Annotated in this window: 1 protein-coding gene; it reads left to right on the top strand. The window is 46.3% G+C overall.

The features are described 5' to 3' along the window. A partial coding sequence (locus M5F03_RS01150; protein WP_249706036.1) for a type VI secretion system Vgr family protein occupies nucleotides 1-1,292 on the top strand: 1,292 nt, incomplete at both ends.

Raw genomic sequence — 1,292 nt, 5'->3', positions numbered from 1 at the left:
CACGAGCTACAATCGAAAAAATTCAGTGCACAATCGACTGTGCGTGATACCCAAGTGGGTTATTGGTTTGAACTGAATGAACACCCAGAAATCGATCAACACAGTGGTGCAGACAAACAATTTTTAATCACAGAAAAGAAATTCTATAACCAAAATAACTTACCTAAAGACCTCTCTGAACAAGTCAATCAACTGATTGAACAAAGCCAGTGGAAGATTAAACCCATCCATGAACAGGCCGAGCGTCAGGCCAATCAGCTCACATTGCAACGCCGCAATATTGCGACGGTTCCTGAATATAACCCACTCGAACACCGTCCAAGCACCCATCCGCAACGGGCTAAAGTTGTCGGGCCAAGTGGTGAAGAAATACATGTCGATGAATGGGGGCGTATCAAAGTCCGCTTCTTATTTACCCGTGGTGATGACCACAGCCATGACGGCGGTGCAGGAAGCAATGACAATGATACGGACTCTGCATGGGTAGATGTACTGACTCCATGGGCAGGCGAAGGTTATGGCGCACGCTTCTTACCGCGCATTAATGAAATCGTGGTCATCGATTTCTTTGACGGCAATATCGACCGACCATTTGTGGTGGGGCGCATACATGAAGCACAGCGCAGTCCAACCCAATTTGATAGTAAAGGCAAACTACCTGAGACCAAAAAACTGGCTGGAATAAAAAGTAAGGAAGTCCAAGGTGAAGGCTTTGGACAACTTCGCTTTGATGACACGACTGGACAAATCTCAACACAATTACAAAGTACCCATGGCGCCACTCAGCTCAATCTAGGGAACCTCAGTCATCCCAAAGAAACCGCAGAAAGTGAGGGAAGAGGCGAAGGCTTTGAACTGAGAACCGACCAGTGGGGTGCAGTGCGTGCAGGACAGGGGCTACTTGTCAGCACACACCCACAACAACAAGCAGCAGCAATGCACCTCGACGCACAAGCGGCGAAAGAACAAATCGAAGCCAACTTAAACAGCAGTAAAGCCTTAAGTGAAGTGGCGAAAAACCAGCAAACTGACCCGCTTGAAGTCTTAGATAATCTGAAAAACNTCCTTGGCCAAATCGAAAAAGGCAGTAAAGAAAAGGCGGATGCCTTTAAACAAGCCTTAATGATTTTATCTGCACCAAACTCCATTGCTGTGAGTAGTCAGGAAGATATTCATCTTTCAGCAGATAGACAGATCAGCCAAAGTGCGGGCGATAGCATCAATATCAGCAGTCAAAAATCTTTAATTGCCCATGCACAAAGCAAGATCAGTCTATTTGCAGCACAAGAAGG

It is taken from the genome of Acinetobacter amyesii (assembly GCF_023499985.1).
GTDB lineage: Bacteria > Pseudomonadota > Gammaproteobacteria > Pseudomonadales > Moraxellaceae > Acinetobacter > Acinetobacter amyesii.
The sequence above is the reverse complement of the archived record's forward strand: the minus strand, read 5'-3'. Positions and strand labels throughout refer to the sequence as shown.